The following is a 14,416-nucleotide window of genomic DNA, read 5'->3' as shown; positions in this document are numbered from 1 at the left end:
AAAAGTCCGTGGAACTTTTCCTGACGCGGGCGCGACTTTGGGCTGGCATGGGATTGCGGCGATCCTGCAAGACCGCCAGGGCGCGAATTCGCGGCAAAAGCACTGATTCTGTCCAAAAGAACGCCTAGGGATATCCCCAGGAAATTCATGGTTCATACGGATAGTCGATAGGTCGCAGCACGATATACCATCCGTTTCTCATCGTTTGCCGGGCAGGGGGATCGCGCCGGGCGGACAAATAGAAGAAACGCGCGCGCCATCGATGAGACGATTTTTCCGGCGCGCCAGTACAGGAGAGAGCAGCTTGATAAAAAATAGACAGGACTTCTGGTCCGGCGCAATGTTCATCGCGCTTGGAGGAGGCTTCGCCGTGCAAGCCACCCAGTACTCCATGGGTAGCGCGGCCCGCATGGGGCCGGGCTATTTTCCGTTCTGGCTCGGTATCGTTCTGGCGTTGATGGGCGCGACAGTGCTGATGAGCGCGCTGTCCAAGCGCGCCCAGACAACGACCGTCAGCCGCTACGATTTCCGCATTCTCTTTCTTGTCGTCGGCTCCGTGATGCTTTACGGCCTGACCCTGCGCTATCTGGGGCTGTATCTCTCGGTTTTCCTGCTGGTGTTGATCAGCAGCTTCGCCAGCCATGAATTCAATTGGAAGGTCGCCATTGCGAATGGCCTGTTCCTCGTGGCCTTTTCCTACGTCGCATTCATACGCGGCCTGGGGCTGATCTTTCCGCTGTGGCCCAGCGTGCTGAGCAACTAGGAGACTGGCAATGGAACTACTTCAAAACCTGATGCTGGGATTCTCGGTCGCCTTCACGCCGGAGAACCTGACTTACGCGTTCATTGGCTGCCTGCTGGGCACGCTGGTGGGCGTGCTGCCCGGGCTTGGCCCGGTGCCCACGATCGCCATGCTGCTGCCAATCACGTATGTGCTGCCCCCGACCGCCGGGCTGATCATGCTGGCCGGTATCTATTACGGCACGCAATATGGCGGGTCGACCACCGCCATCCTGGTAAACCTGCCGGGCGAGACCTCGGCGGTGGTGACCGTGCTGGACGGACACCAGATGGCGCGCAACGGCCGGGCCGGTGCGGCGCTGTCGCTTGCGGCGATCGGGTCGTTCTTCGCGGGCAGCGTGGCCACCGTGCTGATTGCCGCGTTTGCGCCGCCCTTGGCGGAAGTGGCTTTCGCGTTTGGGCCAGCCGAGTATTTTTCGCTGATGGCCCTGGGCCTGATCGGCGCGGTGGTGCTTGCCTCGGGTTCGCTCCCGAAGGCGATCTGCATGATCCTGCTCGGTCTGCTGCTGGGCATGGTGGGCACCGACGTCAACTCGGGCGTCGCCCGGTACGACTTCAGCATTCCGGAGCTGCAGGACGGGATCGATTTCGCGATCGTGGCGATGGGCGTGTTTGGCCTGTCGGAGATCATGAACAACCTGGAACTCAAAGAGAAACGGGTGGAGATCACCGACAAGGTGGGATCGCTTTATCCCAGCCGCCAGGAATTCCGCGAAGCCGCGCCGGCCATTTTGCGCGGGACCGCGCTGGGCTCGGCGCTGGGAATCCTGCCGGGCGGCGGATCGGTGCTGTCCGCGTTCGCCTCGTACACGCTTGAGAAAAAACTGTCCAAAGAGCCGGAGCGCTTCGGCAAGGGCCATCCCGCCGGCCTGGCAGGACCCGAATCCGCGAACAACGCCGGCGCGCAGACTTCGTTCATTCCGCTCCTGACGCTGGGCATACCCGGCAACGCGGTCATGGCGCTGATGGTGGGTGCCATGACGATCCACAACATCCAGCCTGGTCCGCAGGTGATGTCCAGCCACCCCGATCTGTTCTGGGGCCTGATCGCATCCATGTGGATCGGCAACCTGATGCTGGTGATCCTCAATCTGCCGCTGATCGGCATCTGGGTGAAGCTGCTGCGGGTGCCATACCGGATGCTGTTCCCCGCGATTCTGGTGTTCTGCACGATCGGGGTGTATTCGCTGAACTACAACGGCTTCGATATCCTCATGTTCGCCATATTCGGCATCGTCGGCTATGTGTGGAGCAAACTGGGCTGCGAGGGCGCGCCGCTGCTGTTGGGACTGGTTCTGGGCCCAATGATGGAAGAGAACTTCCGCCGGGCGCTGCTGCTGTCACGCGGAGAGTTCACGACCTTCGTCACGCGGCCCCTGTCGGCGACGCTGCTGGCGATGGCGGCCATCCTGCTGGTGCTGGTGATGCTGCCGGCCCTGCGCAAGAAGCGTGAAGAGGCTTTCGTCGAGGTCGACTGATCCGACGTAACAAGTTGGCTCCGGGTCTGGCGCGGCGCAAGCTGCCCAGGCCCCTTTTTTGTTCAGCGCGGGCTGGGGCGGTCGCCGGCTGCCTCGCGTGCCACCAGGTTTTTCAGCCCGTACAGGCGTTCCCGGTGCAAGGTCGCGGACAGCGGCTCGGGTTCCCGGCCCAATGCGATGTAGTCGGCGGGAATCTGCGCGATGGCGTCGCGCAGTCGGTCGGGGCCGGCTTGCCACCACTGCACCAGCATGCGGTCCGGGTTGTAGACATCCAGGCCCTGCCGCCGCAACTCGGAACGGTTGAAATCCTTCAGGTTCCAGGTCAGCACCTGCACGATGGGCGTCAGCGGCAAACCGCAGCGCGCGCGCCGCGCCAGCCCGGCCGCGATGACGTGGAAGTCCTTGGGGTCGCTGTAGCGCAGCGAGGCTTCGTAGACCTGTGTGTCGGCTTCGTTCGCGTCTGGAAACCGCGCGTTCATATCCGCCCAGAACTCGGTCATCACCTCAGGGGGGATATCCCAGATGCGAGACGCGTTGCGGCGCCATTCCTCGCCGATGCGTTCGGTCCATACCGGCTTGAACACCCCGGCGTCCGCCAGGCGCAGCAAGAACCGGCGCAGGATGCCGGACATAAGGACGCACGCATCCAGGACGATAAAGGGCGGGGCTGAGGGCTGGGAGGTCAAGATAGGGCGAGTCACCCGCTGTGGGGGACGAGGCGCGCGAGCTGCGCGCGGATCCGGGCCGCCAGCGCGGTTTGAAGAATCAGGAACGAGGCAGAAGAATAATGGTTTTTTCGATGGCCTGTTGAGCGGGGGACGGCCTCAGCCAAGTTCCGCCCGCAGCGCCAGGCAGTGGTTTACCAGATTCGGGCGGGACAGCAGATGGCGCTTGAGCGGCGTATCGATCGCGTAGTGGTAGATGTTGGCCACGAAGCCATAGATTCCGGCGTCGACGCTGCCGGGATTGGGTCCGAAGAGGAAGCCGTCATCGCCCAGCAGGTTGGCGATCGCATCCAGGTCCGCGATGCCGCGGGCATAGGCTTCCTCGGGGGCGTACCGGCCGATGCCCTGATAGTGGTAGCGCTGGAAATTGAATTGCCGGGCGGCTTCCAACTGCTCGGGCGTCACGTCCGGGTGGGTGTCCAGCAGGGCCTTGCGGAAGACCGGCCAATAGCGGTCGTCGCGCCAGCGCGAGTACGACATCACCCAGTACAGATCGTCCAGGGTGCGCCGGACCATCAGGTCCTGGCTCTGCTGCGCCAGGTCCAGCGTAGCGTCTATGGTCAGCTCATACTGCCGCTTGAGGTAGACGATGATGGCGTCGCTGTCGCCGATCGCCAGGCCGTTGTCGGTCAGGTAGGGCAGTTGTCCGCGGGGAGCCGCGCTGACGTCGATGCCATGTTCGTGGTCGAACGGCAGGCGGCACAGTTTGAGGAACGCGTAGATCTTCAGGCCGTACGGATTGTTGTCTTCCAGGCCGTAGAGTCCGGGGTAGGAATGAAGAGTGATCATGGCGCGCTCCCAGGTGGCCGGATCAGAATAATCCACCGGCGCGCCCGCGCACGCCTTTTTTCCACCCGGGACGCCTGCACCCCGGCCCGGTCGCTATGCCCTGGCCTGTACGCCCGGCAGGCCGGCGGCTTCTTCGTCATCCGCCACGGGAACGGGGGTCAGGTCCACCGGACGTTCGCCGTTCAACACGGCATGTGCCTGCTCGCGGTCGATGTCGCCGTTCCAGGCGCCGACCGCCACCGTCGCGACGCAATTGCCGACCAGGTTGCCCAGCGCCCGGGCAATGCCCATGAACCAGTCCACCGACAGCACCAGCACCAGCCCGATCTCGGGAATGGCGGGAATCGCGTGCAGCGTGGCGGCGAGGATGACGATGGCGGAACCGGGTACGCCATGGGCGCCCTTGGAGGTGATCAGCGCGATCGCCAGGATGGTCATCAGGTCCACCATCGACACCGGGGTGTTGGTGGCTTGGGCGATGAACACCGCGGCCAGTGTGATGTAGATGGAGAAGGCGTCCAGGTTGAAAGAGTAGCCCGTGGGGATCACCAGCCCGACCGTGGAATCCCGGATGCCCAGGTGGCGCAGCTTGGCGATGACCTGCGGCAGCACGCTGTCCGACGAGGTGGTGGCGAACACCACCGCCAGTTCTTCACGCAGGTAGCGAAGCAGCTTGAGCAGGCTGAAACCGCACAAGCGCATCACGATTCCCAGCACGCCAAACACGAAGGCCGCCACGGACCCATAGAACACGAGCACCAGCATGCCCAATTGCTTGAGCGAGCCGACGCCGTACTGTCCGACGGTGTACGCCACCGCGCCCAGCACCCCAAGCGGAGCCAGCCGGATGATCAGTCCCATGATCTTGAACATCACCTGGGACGTGGCATCGATCAGGCGCACCACGGGCTTGCCGTGCTCTCCCAATTGCGACAGCGCGCAGCCGAACAGCACCGCGAACAGCAGGACCTGCAGCACGTCACCGGTGGCGAACGGACTGACGGCCGTGTTGGGGATGAGCTTCAACAGGAATTCGACCGTACCGCCGCTGGTGAGCTTGTCGGCGTTGGACACGTAGGCGCTCATGGCGGACGCGTCCAGCGTGCTGGTGTCGATGTTCATGCCGGCGCCCGGCTTGAACACCAGCGCCACGGCCAGGCCCAGCATCAAGGCCAGGGTGGTGAGCACTTCGAAATAGACCAGCGCCTTGACGCCCACCTTGCCCACGCGCTTGAGATCCCCCGCGCCGGCGATGCCATGGACCACCACGCAGAACACCAGCACCGGGATGATCATCTTGATCAGCTTGATGAACCCGTCGCCCAGCGGCTTGAGCTTGGGCGCGATGTCCGGCACGGCCAAGCCCAGTATCACGCCCAAGACGAGGGCGATAACGACCTGGCCGAATAATGATTTCGCAAAACCGCGCATGAGTATGTCCCCTCGGTGCCCTTTGCAGGCAAAGGATCCGCGCCGGCGGGATGATGCCCCGCCGGGCGGACCGTTATCTCAATTTATGGTGCATGCTTAAGTTGTATACAAAACATGCGTACGTTAAACCCGAAGCGCCGCCGATGACTGCTGGGGCATACCCTTACCGACCTTGGAGTCGGTCCGATAGTCGGCTGGTCACCAGCTTTCGAGCCACGGGTGGTCAGCCGTCCACCGCGCCCAGTGAGCCGCTGGAAATCAGGCTGGCGCCACATGCCGTCTTCATGCCCTCCAACGCGACAGGCGTGCCGTCCACGCGGAGATGCCCGCTGCCTTCCACGATGGGAAAGACACCCTTGCATTTCGGGCAGGTGGCCATGTGTCCCACCCCGGCAATGGGTTTGCCGTTCAAGTTTGTCTGGCCGAAGCCATTCACGACGACTCCGCCATGATTGGTGGCGTCGCCCACTCGGATGATCTCTTTCATATCAATCTCCTTCGCTGGTCAGGGGTGGCAAGGTCGGGCCGTCCGCCTCGCATCACGGCCGGGCAGCGTTCGTTTGGGTTGGGGCGTGTTGCAAGCCAAAGGGGTCGACGCCAGGGGGCGTGCCTGGCGTGGGCGAGCTGACGGCAATCAGCGTCGCCTGATCGGTCCGGCGCAGCGCCGCGACCATGCTGGTATCCGCGTTCAGACAGCTCGCGATGGTTGCCAGCGCGAGGCCGACGAAGGGCGATGCCGAACCCGTATCGCCCAGCCGCCGCGTCAGGTCGTAGCTTTGGTTCGACGCCAGCAGATCGACGGAACTGTGCGCGGCCCGCAAGGCCGGCGTCCAGTCGGTCAGTGCCCCGTGGCCGTCGTGGCCGCCGTCGTAGAACACCCGTGCCGGATCCGCGGACAGTCCTTGGGTCGCCTGGCGCCAGGCCAATGCCCGGGCGGCCGTGAGCGCGTCATTCCGCAGGCGTCTGCCCCCTGCGTCCCGCAGCGGCGCCGTGACCGGGCGGTGCACTCTGGCCAGCACGGGCAGCGCGTCCCATTGCGTCAAGGTCCGCTCCGTCCACGGTTGCGGCACGAAAGGCGAGGGCACGAAGGTGCCGCGTCCGTGACAGCCCGGGTATGGCGGATCGACAGGGCCCGCGGTGCTCTTGGTAAGGCGCGCGTATTCGCGAAGCCAGTTCAAACGCTCGGATCGGCCGATAACGATCGCCACCATGCTGTCGGTAAGTTCGCCCGGCTGGCGCGGGCCATTGCCGACGCCGATGGGCTGATTGCCCCGGGTGCCCAAGGTGGCGGCCATATTGAAGCCATCCACGCTGTAGACCAACACCGCGGGCAGATCGGGGTTTGCCTCGAAGAGCCGGAATAGATGCTCCACCACGCCTTCCGGGGTGTCGTCGCAGACGATTCCGCCGCGTTCCAATTGCCGGATCTGGTGTCCATGCAGTCCGGCGGGATCGCGCAGCCGGTCCACCATGCCGGACAGCATTTTCCGGGTTTGCGCCGGCGTCAGGCTGGGATCGGGCGCATCCGGGTCCCAGCCGCGCACCACCGTGACAGTGGGGATGGGCCAGCCCTCGAGAAAATCGCGCAGGGCCAATCGCAGCGCATCGGATTTCCGTTTGTCATAGGCCATATCCTTCGCATAGGCAGTGACCGGGTATCCGCCGGGGCCGGTAGGCAGGATGCTGAGCAAGCCCAGCGCATTGGGCTGGGCGGCGTCCTGCCTGCGCAATGCGTCCCATGCCTGTCCCTGCCGGTACACATCCAGGCTAAGCCCGACCCTCAGCACATCCAGGACTTCCAAAGGCGGGGACGTCGCAGGGGCCGTGTAGCGCGCGCCGGTTGGCATGATGGGAGTCTCCTTGCGCCACGTTACTTCTTGAGGACTTCGTCCAAGGAATGCAGTACGAGGTCGCTCGTGCCGCCCAGGCTGGCCGCGAAAGCGGCATAAACGACCACCAGCACCACCAGCGCGCTCAGCCAGGGCGTCCACCATGGCCACAGGCGGCCCACGCTGTACCGGCGCGACACGATGTTCTGCTGCGCGTCGGTAAGTTCTTCGGGCACCTCGCCCCGCAGTTCGCGAAGCTCGCGGTGAAGCTTGACGATGATGGCCTGCAGGGCTTCGTTCTGGTTGTGCTGCATGCCGTACTTGCCCTTGAAGCCCAGGCACAGGCATAGATACTTGAACTCGAGCACATCGCGGTACTTGACCGTGTCCATCATCATGCGTGACAGCACTGTGAAGAACTTCTCGCCGCCCCATGTCTCGTTGTGGTTCACGCTGAGCAGCGACCGTTCGGCCCATGGGGAATGCGCGCCCCATGGCGTGCCCATCACGGCCTCGTCGATAAAGCTGCACAGCGCGTATCGATAGGCGAGCTGAGTTGCGCCGTCGTAACCATGCTGGCGGATTTCCTCGTCCAGCGCCGCGATCTGATCGCGCACGGTGCCATAGAGGCGTTCAATGCCCTCGTAATGCGTCAGCTTGCGTAAACGGATGACCAGCCCGAACAAAGGGAGTGCCCCGTCGACCAGGGGGTTGTAGCCATGGCCCCGGAGTTGAAACCCCAGATCCTCGTCCTGGTCGATATGCCCGATGGTGTCAAAGGCGATGGACTCTTTCTGGTCGATCTCCGCGACGGGGGCCGTGCGCAGAAAACTTCCGCCGCCGGAAGGAGACGCTTCGATGGTCTTCATGTCATTGGCTCCTGATAGCCCAGAACTGCAACTCCATCTCCGGATAATCGCCCGCGATATGGAAGCCGAAGCCAGCCGTGTCGCGCATCGCCTGCCAGCTGGGATGGCTGCGGTCGAACTGGAAGTAGGTGAACCCGGCGTGGAAAGGCAGGTGGCGTGGCGCAACCGGCAGGGGCAGGAGCGGAATGCCGGGCAATTGCAGGCTGACCAGCTCGCCCAGCTTCTCCATCGAGGTCACCTTGGCCTGCTGGACGAACTGCTGGCGCAGCTTGTCCAGCGGCATGCGGGCACGCACGGCCAGAACGAAATCGGCGTCGGCGTACAGGCGCCTGTCGTGCACGGCCGCCGTCAGCACGCCGTATTGCTGGCGCTCGATAGGCAGCGACACCGCGCGCGGTTGCAGCACGGTGCTCAGCGAACGGCGCAGCGTCTCTTCAAGCACGCGAAACGACGCGCGCGGGTCGTCGTGCTGATAGGCCGGGTACTCCTGCGGCAGGCGGCCTTCATCGGTAAAGGTCACGAGTTCCCCGCAAGCCTGGCTGAACGCGATATACACCTGTTCCGGATGGACGCGCCGAAGACGCGACAGGTGCAGGAACAGCGGATGCAGGCGATTCAGCACCAGCAACAGGTTGAAGTCGGTGACGTCGGCGACGCCGGCCTGGCCGGGCGATCCGATGCGCTCGGCGATGTTCTTCGCGCGCTCGCGCATCAGCCCGGCGATCTCCCCGAGGTAGCGCTTGAGCGGCGGAATCGCGTTCAGCGAAATGCCGGTGGGGTAGAACGATTCGTCCAGCAGCAGGCTGCCGTCCGGCCGACGGTCCAGCAGCCGGCACACCGCTATGCCGGTAAACGCGCTGCGGTCGTCGCGCTCCAGTGCCAACTGCAGATTCAACGCGGCCAGATTCATCGGCACATAGTCGCCTTCCTGGCTGTGCGTATCGCGGACCTCTTCGTTGCGGGTCAGGTAGCGCGCATTGGCGTACGTCTCGGGCCATTGCACTTCAAGCACGCCGTCCGACCGCAGGGGTAGAGTCAGATACACGGTCTGGTTGACCGCGGACGCGTCGGTGATCGGCAAGGGCACGGGCGGCGGCTGATCATTGGGGATGTCGAACACGCTGCCGTCCGGCATGACGCCGCGCGCGCGCACGATCGCGATCTTGCCAAAGCTCAGATACTCCTGGTTGAGCTCAAGCTCACTGAAGCCATAGAGATACTCGCTGACACCATTGACGCGCTGGTTGGCGTGATGCTCCGACATGCGGGCTTGCTGCTGGAAATGCTGGGGCTTGACGAACAGCCCCTCGCTCCAGATAACGGGATTGCGTGAAGTCATGGTTTGGAACCTGGTTGCGATGGTCGATAGCTTTCGTCGGTGATGGCGACGCGGTTGCCGCGCAAGGTCAGCAGCAGCGAATACTTGCGCCCTCTGGGCTCCAGGCGAAAGGCCTGCTTCCACACCGCGCCGTCCGCATCATGGAAGTCGGCGACGATGGCGACGTACCGCGTATCCGCTTGAATCCGCGAGAAATCGATGTACTTGAACTGCCCCGGCAGAAGGACGTAGTCGTCCTGGGTCACGAAGGTCGTGCCCAATGCCTTCTTGAGATCTTTCTCAACCTGCTGCGGGTCCGCGTTCAATAGCAATGAATCGTCCTTGAGCTGCAGCACCTTGAATGCGATGGGGGTGGACACCCCTTTGGGCGCGGCCGGGATCTCCACGGGCGAAAAGCTGGGTCCCCGGCTGTATTGGCCTAGTCCCCGGCCCATCCCGTCGCCATCGGCGCCAGCGTCCGGTTCTTCGTCGGACACCCACGCCAGCGGCAAGGGCGCCCGGGTCACGGCCTGCGATGCCATGGCCGGCCCCGAACCGAAGCGACGATTGGGCAGAAAATAGGGCGAAAGGGCGCTTACCGGGAGCAGTGCCGAATCGAGCGGCGCAGGGCCTGGGGCGCCGGCGGTGTGCACCACGCGGGAAGATCCCCGGTCGGTGCGGCTCAAGGGCTGGGTTGCGGGGCGGTCCTCTTCCAGTTCACCCAGCAGGCCGCGCAGGCTGTCGATCAGCTCGCGCCGGCTTCCTGTTTTCAGGCTCACCTCGAAAGGCCCTCCGGTGCCTGAGCGGGATGCGGCGCCATCCGGCGTCGAGATTCCCGCCTGGGGCTCGGCCCCGCTCGACGGATTCGGGTTGACGTCATCCGCCGCATAAAGGCTCAGGCCGATCTGGCTGGGCTGATCCTCCGGCGCGCCGACGGGAATGGAGGGATCCATCAGTATCTGCCCCGTCTTCGTCAGGACATCGCCCACGGTGCCGCAGCCGGCGAGGACAGCGTTCGCCACCAGCACGGACAGGACGCGCCTCATTGCGCAGCCGCGCGCAATGCACGGTCGTATGCTTGCTCGAAGATCTCCCAGAAGAGCTTTTCGAATCCGCGCTGCCGGGCGGAACTCAGCTCTTCGAAGTAATGGGTGTACATCCGCCACGCCCAATCGTCGCCGCCGCTCTGTTGCGGCTGTTCTGGCCGGTAACGGCGAAAACGCTGCAACAGCAGTTCGGGTGAAAAGGCGCGCAGCAACGCTTCCAGGCTTGCCTCTATCCCCGCGATCACGGCAGCGTGGTGCGCCCTGAGCTGGGCCATGCTCTCGTCAATCGCGGCCATCGGCGACAAATGCACAACGCTGCGCTCGCTGGAGAACATGGCCCGCAACGTATCCGGATAGCTCTGCCCCAGGCGCAGGGGGTTGTCCTCGATGGGCTGCAACGTCAGCGCGTTCAGCGCCATGCGGCGCTGCTCACCGGCCTGGCTGCCATACAGTTCGGCAATCCCGCGTATCGCCGCCCCAAGGGCCTGGCCCGCCTCCAGCATCAGGGTGTGGCTCGATTGCGCGTCCAGCGGGCCAAGCGAAACGCCAAGTCCCTGCAGCAAGGGCGCGGCTGCCTGCGACGCGTCGCCGCCGATGGGCAGCGGCGAGCCCTGCCAATCCTGGTCGGAAACGAAGTGATCGCGTGAATTCGACATGCGGGGATCTCCGGAAGTAGTCTTGGGGGCGCCAGTGACGGCAGCGAATCGGGTTGAGGCAAGGTCCGGCTGGGTCGGCGTGTGTGCGACGTTCCATCGCGCGGCGTCGGAAAAGTCCAGGGCAGGGGCAGCGGGCCTGGCGGAATGCTCGGCGGCATCCAGCGCCCGCAAGGGATCGAGATCGGAATGCGGATCGTGATGGGTCGCCAGGGCCTGAAAGGCCGCGTCCTGGGCGGTCCCGCCTTTGTCGCGATCAAACGAATAGGCGCCGGCCGGCAGGTCGTCCATCGCGCCACGCTGTTCGTTGAGCAGTTCGCTGACCTCGTACTGCGCCAGATGGCGGGACGCATCCGGTAGCTCGTGGCGCTCGTCATGCAGATGAACCGCCACCAGATAGGGCCCCACGCGCAAGATGTCGCCTTCGCTCAAGCGCGCGCCGACCATCGCGCCCAATGGGTCGCTGGCGTCATTGATATGCGTGTGGCCGGACCGGTCGATCACGCAGAAGGAACCGTCGCTGAAACGGATCTCGCAATGGACAGGCTGTACCCGGCCGGCATGGTCGACCAGGGTCCAGTTGGCGCCGGCGCCGCCTATGGTCCCGCCCGCGGCGTCGAAGCGATGGCGGGGCGTGCTGCCGTGCTGGAGCGCCTGGGGATTGGTCACGACGAGCGCGACGCTGCGCTCGGCTTGATTGTGATTCATAGGCGCGCCTTGATTTTGACGGTGGAAGAGCGGCGTACCGCCGTATGCGCAACAAAGCTCGTCCAACCCAGGTGGGCGCCGCTGGCGCGTCCCAGGTTGAACGGCGGCACTTCTTCCTGACGCAAGCCCAGATCAAGATCGTAGGCGGCCGGGTCGCGCAGCAGAAAGTCGATCAGTTTGCGCAAGCGCTCGAAGTTTTCGCCGCTGGGCAGGAACTCACGAAAGCGCTTCTGATCCAGATCGGGAATGACGATGGTGAACTTGCTGTAGCGGGTGCGGACGCGATCGCCGATCACGAAGCTGTCGCCCAGCGTGCCGTTGCGCTTGCCCAATGCCAGCCGCTGATTGGCCGGAATGTGCATGTAGCGCAGTTCGAATTCGCGCACCTGCACGGTCTTCAGGTCAAAGCAGTGCGCGATGATGCCCGCCACCACGTGCGGAGAGCGGCTGCGGCTGGCGATGGCGCCCGCGTAACTCAGCAGGCGGCTCCAGGCGATGGGGGTGACGCCGCGCAGCTCGACGTCGCCGAGTCCCACCATGGAAAAGACATAGCGCGAGAACCGGTCCTGAGCCTCCCGCCGGAAGCGCACGTAATAGCGGTACTTGCGCCAGGCGTGGTGCAGCAGCGTCAACAACCGGTGGTTGAAGAAGTCCAGGAAGGCAGGACGTATCCCGACACCCTGTCCGTACTCATAGGCCAGCCGGTCCAGGTAATAACCGGGCAGGGGAGAGTCCGGTCCATGCAGGCCAAAAAACGTGGCCTGCACCCGATAGTCGCTGCTGGCGGCGGCGGGCATGCGCTCGGCCAGCGCCACGTCCGAGGCCGGAAATCCAAGCCCCGCGTAGCTGCTCAGGCGGACGCGGTGGCGCTCCGGGTCGGCGCTCTCCGGGGCTTCCAGATTGTCGTCGTGCAAGCCGTGCAACTGCTCGAGCAAACGGAAAAAGTCATAGTTCTTCGCGTCAGCCAGCAGATGGCCGGCTAGATCAACGGCTGCTTGCCGTTCTGCAATGGCCATTCGTAGTGCTCGTTGTTGCCGGTATTGGTGGCTTCCAGCAGATGAAAGGAATTGATGCTCGCGTATAGGGCGAAAAAATGACTCAGCACGGTACCGAACAGGTAAAGGTCGCCCTCGCAGAGAAAGGCCTCCGGGTCCAGTTTCAGCCGCGTCTTGAGGCCCCGTATGGGCAGGCCCTTCATCAGCAGGTCCGTGGGCGTGGTGATGGCATCGCCAATGCCATCGAGCCGTTTGCGCGTGGCGCGGGCGCGCTGGATGTCATGCAGCGCGGCAAAGTCATAGCCGCGCAGCACCGCCTTCAAGGGTTCCGTCGACAGCAGCGACAGATAGTTCAGCGACAGGTTGGAGATCAGCGTCCACTGAAGCTGTCCGTCCAGGACGGGCCGATAGGACGGCGTCGGCCGCGTGACGTTGCTGTAGCTTGCGAAAGTGGGGGTGGTCTGCGTCTGGACACAGATATCGCCGACGCCCAAGGACAGGGGTAGATCCCTGTTGGTGCAGGTCAGGGCCAGCGATACGGTTTCATCTTCGTCGATGTAGTCGGTCTCGTCGCCGCGGATGAAGGCCACTCGGTGCAGCACGCCGTCCTCGGTCAGCGCATTCTCGATGCGCGTCCGGTAGTAGAGCGCGGTGCGTCCTTGCGCGTGTTCGATTTCATGTTGCAGGGACTCGAAGGGATGGAAAATGCGCAGGAATTTGCCGCGTTGTCCATCCGCTCCGCGGTGCCAGCCGCTGACCTCATCGATGCTGAAGATTTCGTAGGCGTCCTGCCGTTGCCCGCCGGGCCGAAGGCGCTGGTCCACGGAGCGGCCATTGAGATTGATCGGCTCCGCGTCATGTTCAAAGAGATTCACCGCGGGCGTGCAGTACAGCATCAGGTCAGCGGTGCGCAGGCGGATATCCACCGGCATGGGCCGGTTGAAGTGGAATTCCACCCGTACATTGTCCGTGCTCCCGGCGGGCCACAAGGCGCGCAGCCCGGTCAGGCTGAAGAACTGGAAACGGCGCGGAAAAACGAAGTACTCCTGCAGGATCCGATACCCGTCGAATACATTCTTCGGATAGGGCAGCAGCGCCTCGTCGGGCGAGAACCCCGGAAAACCGATCTGACGCGCGGATAGCCGGCGCATCTGCCCGCCCACCTCTATCCGTATTTCGGCCAGGTATCTGGACAGCCACAGGTACAGGGTGAGCGCGGTCGTGTCATCGCCACTCAGGTGAAAATCGAGCTGATCGCAGTCGAAGCTGTCCAGGGCGTTGCCGGCCATGGGCGCAAGATCCACCCGCATGATGGATTTCTCGCGTGTGTGCGCGTCACTGACCTCAAGGATGCGCAGGGGATACACCGTAACGTCCGAGCAGGTACGGAATTCGCAGCGTACGCCTTCGACCGGCCGGGACAGCACCCGCGTGCCTTTTGGAATCACCTGCCGCGTCGTGATGGCCCGATCGATCGGGTCGAAGCGCATGATGGTCGCGCTCGGCAGCGGCCGCAGGTAATTGGGCCACAGCAACTGCAACAAGGAATGCGTCAGTTCCGGAAGATCGTCCTCGATCTTCAGGCGCAGCTTGGCGGTAAGAAAGGCAAACCCTTCCAATAGCCGCTCCACATCGGGATCAGCCGCCTCGTCGCCCAGAAATTGCGACAACTGCGGATTGTCGCGCGCAAACTCGCGGCCGAGCCGGCGCAGATAATCCATTTCCTCGCGGAACTTCCCCCGCAACGGCATGTTCTTTCCGCCTCCCTTGGCGT

At 63.9% G+C, this 14,416-nt stretch carries 13 protein-coding genes; 2 read left to right on the top strand and 11 right to left on the bottom strand.

The window, feature by feature from the left end:
* The first annotated feature begins 340 nt into the window (after positions 1-340).
* Positions 341-763 (top strand): tripartite tricarboxylate transporter TctB family protein, encoded by a 423-nt coding sequence (locus tag ASE30_RS26495; RefSeq protein WP_082601756.1) that lies wholly within the window; start codon positions 341-343, stop codon positions 761-763.
* Between the two features lie 10 nt (positions 764-773).
* Positions 774-2,279: a tripartite tricarboxylate transporter permease gene (locus ASE30_RS26490; protein WP_057287264.1), complete on the top strand. Its 1,506-nt coding sequence runs from the start codon at positions 774-776 to the stop codon at positions 2,277-2,279.
* A gap of 62 nt (positions 2,280-2,341) precedes the next feature.
* On the opposite strand, the gene ASE30_RS26485 is transcribed toward ASE30_RS26490, so the two are convergent.
* The 11 genes from ASE30_RS26485 to tssF form a co-directional block, all read right to left on the bottom strand.
* Positions 2,342-2,965 carry a PIN domain-containing protein gene (locus tag ASE30_RS26485; RefSeq protein ID WP_082601755.1) on the bottom strand — a complete coding sequence of 208 codons (624 nt, stop codon included), beginning with the start codon at positions 2,963-2,965 and terminating at the stop codon, positions 2,342-2,344.
* A gap of 138 nt (positions 2,966-3,103) precedes the next feature.
* Positions 3,104-3,793: a glutathione S-transferase C-terminal domain-containing protein gene (locus tag ASE30_RS26480; RefSeq protein WP_057287423.1), complete on the bottom strand. Its 690-nt coding sequence runs from the start codon at positions 3,791-3,793 to the stop codon at positions 3,104-3,106.
* 93 nt (positions 3,794-3,886) lie between these two features.
* Positions 3,887-5,224, bottom strand: a complete 1,338-nt coding sequence (locus tag ASE30_RS26475) for a C4-dicarboxylate transporter DctA (protein ID WP_057287262.1) — start codon at positions 5,222-5,224, stop codon at positions 3,887-3,889.
* A 223-nt stretch (positions 5,225-5,447) separates the two neighbouring features.
* Entirely contained in the window at positions 5,448-5,711 is a 264-nt protein-coding gene (locus tag ASE30_RS26470) for a PAAR domain-containing protein (RefSeq protein ID WP_057287261.1), read from the bottom strand.
* A 52-nt stretch (positions 5,712-5,763) separates the two neighbouring features.
* Positions 5,764-7,071, bottom strand: a complete 1,308-nt coding sequence (locus tag ASE30_RS29135) for a DUF2875 family protein (protein ID WP_057287260.1) — start codon at positions 7,069-7,071, stop codon at positions 5,764-5,766.
* A gap of 23 nt (positions 7,072-7,094) precedes the next feature.
* Complete coding sequence (gene icmH / locus ASE30_RS26460; protein ID WP_082601754.1) at positions 7,095-7,922, bottom strand: type IVB secretion system protein IcmH/DotU; 828 nt, start codon at positions 7,920-7,922, stop codon at positions 7,095-7,097.
* Between the two features lies 1 nt (position 7,923).
* The gene (gene tssK, locus ASE30_RS26455; RefSeq protein WP_057287259.1) at positions 7,924-9,261 is read right to left on the bottom strand and encodes a type VI secretion system baseplate subunit TssK; all 1,338 of its coding nucleotides are present in this window, start codon (positions 9,259-9,261) and stop codon (positions 7,924-7,926) included.
* Positions 9,258-10,286, bottom strand: a complete 1,029-nt coding sequence (gene tssJ / locus ASE30_RS26450; protein ID WP_057287258.1) for a type VI secretion system lipoprotein TssJ — start codon at positions 10,284-10,286, stop codon at positions 9,258-9,260. The genes tssK and tssJ overlap by 4 nt, the downstream gene beginning before the upstream one ends.
* Complete coding sequence (gene tagH, locus ASE30_RS26445; RefSeq protein WP_057287257.1) at positions 10,283-11,647, bottom strand: type VI secretion system-associated FHA domain protein TagH; 1,365 nt, start codon at positions 11,645-11,647, stop codon at positions 10,283-10,285. Before tagH ends, tssJ begins: the two co-directional genes overlap by 4 nt.
* Positions 11,644-12,663, bottom strand: a complete 1,020-nt coding sequence (gene tssG, locus ASE30_RS26440) for a type VI secretion system baseplate subunit TssG (RefSeq protein ID WP_057287256.1) — start codon at positions 12,661-12,663, stop codon at positions 11,644-11,646. The genes tagH and tssG overlap by 4 nt, the downstream gene beginning before the upstream one ends.
* Positions 12,627-14,393: a type VI secretion system baseplate subunit TssF gene (gene tssF, locus ASE30_RS26435; RefSeq protein ID WP_057287255.1), complete on the bottom strand. Its 1,767-nt coding sequence runs from the start codon at positions 14,391-14,393 to the stop codon at positions 12,627-12,629. The genes tssG and tssF overlap by 37 nt, the downstream gene beginning before the upstream one ends.
* Between the last annotated feature and the right edge of the window lie 23 nt (positions 14,394-14,416).

Source organism: Achromobacter sp. Root83 (assembly GCF_001428845.1).
Lineage (GTDB): Bacteria > Pseudomonadota > Gammaproteobacteria > Burkholderiales > Burkholderiaceae_B > Achromobacter.
This window is presented reverse-complemented; position numbering and strand designations above follow the sequence as displayed.

What these genes read in the sequence shown, in the direction of transcription:
- ASE30_RS26495 (WP_082601756.1), top strand. Translation starts at nt 341, where the DNA reads ATGTTCATCGCGCTTGGAGGAGGCTTCGCCGTGCAAGCCACCCAGTAC.
- ASE30_RS26490 (WP_057287264.1), top strand. Translation starts at nt 774, where the DNA reads ATGGAACTACTTCAAAACCTGATGCTGGGATTCTCGGTCGCCTTCACG.
- ASE30_RS26480 (WP_057287423.1), bottom strand. Translation starts at nt 3,793, where the DNA reads ATGATCACTCTTCATTCCTACCCCGGACTCTACGGCCTGGAAGACAAC.
- ASE30_RS26475 (WP_057287262.1), bottom strand. Translation starts at nt 5,224, where the DNA reads ATGCGCGGTTTTGCGAAATCATTATTCGGCCAGGTCGTTATCGCCCTC.
- ASE30_RS26470 (WP_057287261.1), bottom strand. Translation starts at nt 5,711, where the DNA reads ATGAAAGAGATCATCCGAGTGGGCGACGCCACCAATCATGGCGGAGTC.
- ASE30_RS29135 (WP_057287260.1), bottom strand. Translation starts at nt 7,071, where the DNA reads ATGCCAACCGGCGCGCGCTACACGGCCCCTGCGACGTCCCCGCCTTTG.
- icmH (WP_082601754.1), bottom strand. Translation starts at nt 7,922, where the DNA reads ATGAAGACCATCGAAGCGTCTCCTTCCGGCGGCGGAAGTTTTCTGCGC.
- tssK (WP_057287259.1), bottom strand. Translation starts at nt 9,261, where the DNA reads ATGACTTCACGCAATCCCGTTATCTGGAGCGAGGGGCTGTTCGTCAAG.
- tssJ (WP_057287258.1), bottom strand. Translation starts at nt 10,286, where the DNA reads ATGAGGCGCGTCCTGTCCGTGCTGGTGGCGAACGCTGTCCTCGCCGGC.
- tagH (WP_057287257.1), bottom strand. Translation starts at nt 11,647, where the DNA reads ATGAATCACAATCAAGCCGAGCGCAGCGTCGCGCTCGTCGTGACCAAT.
- tssG (WP_057287256.1), bottom strand. Translation starts at nt 12,663, where the DNA reads ATGGCCATTGCAGAACGGCAAGCAGCCGTTGATCTAGCCGGCCATCTG.
- tssF (WP_057287255.1), bottom strand. Translation starts at nt 14,393, where the DNA reads ATGCCGTTGCGGGGGAAGTTCCGCGAGGAAATGGATTATCTGCGCCGG.